The sequence below is a fragment of the Aggregatilinea sp. genome, from assembly GCF_036822615.1.
Classification (GTDB): domain Bacteria; phylum Chloroflexota; class Anaerolineae; order Aggregatilineales; family Aggregatilineaceae; genus Aggregatilinea.
In genome coordinates this window covers 1-1,193 of sequence record NZ_DAISHJ010000126.1, presented here as the reverse complement: position 1 = coordinate 1,193, position 1,193 = coordinate 1, and the positions used below count along the sequence as shown (strand labels likewise).

The window sequence follows — 1,193 nt, the reverse complement described above, 5'->3', positions numbered from 1 at the left end:
CACGAGAGCGTGAGAAACCAGTTCTCTCCCTCGAAAAGTGCATCACAGCCTCTAGAACGCGCGCAGCCAGACGTCACTGCACCCCGCCCTGACTCGCGGCTGCCAGACGGTACTTGTCTATCCACACAGATCATGCGGCGCGGCCCCTAAAATTTAGGGGTTCCTAAAGATTATTCGAGCGTAGAATAAATTTGTGAAACACAGCACAAAGGAAGGAGCGGACCATGCAGGCAAATGTGAGGCAGGGCGTGCTGCTGTGGGCGCGCAAGCAAGTATTTTACGTCGTGATGCTCGGCGCGATCCTGTTCGTGAGCGCGGGAACACTCACCTGGGCGCACGGCTGGATCTACCTCATGCTGACCGTGCTCATCATCCTGGCAGACGTAGTCGTGCTGCTGCCAGACCACGCGGATCTTCTGGTGGAACGCGCGGAACTGCAAGAAGGCACGAAAAAATGGGACGTGGCGCTGGCAGCGCTGGCCGTGATCGTGTTCCCCATAGTGACCTGGGGCACAGCCGGACTTGACAAGCGCAGCGGGTGGTCGGAAGTAAGCACGGCGACGTGGGTCGTGGCGGTGATCGCGTTTTTGGCGGGCAGCCTGTTCGTGCTGTGGGCGATGGTTGCCAACGCTTATTTCTCGGCTACGGTGCGCATCCAAACGGATCGTAATCACCGCGTCGTATCGAGCGGGCCATACCGGCTCGTGCGTCACCCCGGTTATACGGGCGCGATCGTGTTCCAGCTTGGCATGCCGCTGGTGCTCGATTCGTGGTGGGCACTCATTCCGAGCGCGTGCGCCATCGTGTGTTACGTGATCCGCACGGCGCTGGAGGATCGAACGCTGCAGGCCGAACTGCCCGGCTATGAGAACTATGCGCAGCGGGTCCGCTACCGGCTGCTACCGGGCGTGTGGTAGCGCCGGGCGGGGCGTGCGATATGGGAGCGTGAATTGTCCCGGTTTTCTGCCCACGCTATACTTCCCGGCATGACCACAGCGCGTTATCACCCTACTGTCATTCGTCTTGCGATCCTGCTGCTGGCGGCCCTCCTGGCGGGGGCGCTGGCAGGCTGCGGCACCGTCAGCGACGTGATCGGGGACCGGCAGCCGCCGACACCCACGCACCCGCCCTTCTCGACCGCGACCCCCGGCGGGCGGCTCTCGGTGTGGCTCGTGACGCCGACCGGACAGGCC

1 protein-coding gene and 1 pseudogene are annotated in these 1,193 nt (G+C 62.7%); both read left to right on the top strand.

What is annotated here, in order from left to right; genetic code table 11:
• Positions 1-224: 224 nt before the first annotated feature.
• Entirely contained in the window at positions 225-917 is a 693-nt protein-coding gene (locus V7116_RS22045; protein ID WP_324394144.1) for a methyltransferase family protein, read from the top strand.
• Positions 918-986: 69 nt separating this feature from the next.
• Positions 987-1,193 (top strand): annotated as a pseudogene (locus V7116_RS22040) (hypothetical protein); the annotation flags it as partial.